Below are 230 nucleotides of genomic sequence, written 5' to 3' on the forward strand. Positions count from 1 at the left end.
CCCGCCGGAGGTCGACCGGGTCGCCGCGGCTGCCGCCGCCGTGGCCGCACGTCGTGCCCGCGCCGCCGTCAAGGCCGCGGTCGCCTCGGGGGAGCGCTCCGCGCTCGAGGTGGCCCGCACCGCCTGGTCGGACGGCGACGCCCCGGCCGAGAAGTCGCTCCGGGTCCGTGACCTGCTGACGAGCCTCGCCGGCATCGGCCCCGCCCGGGCGGAGTCGATCATGGGCGAAC

The 230-nt window shown here is 79.6% G+C and carries 1 pseudogene; it reads left to right on the top strand.

Annotation, left to right across the window (positions count from 1 at the left end):
* Positions 1–230 (top strand): annotated as a pseudogene (locus I5E_RS06400) (guanylate kinase); the annotation flags it as partial.

Source organism: Curtobacterium sp. B18, assembly GCF_000333375.1.
Lineage (GTDB): Bacteria > Actinomycetota > Actinomycetes > Actinomycetales > Microbacteriaceae > Curtobacterium.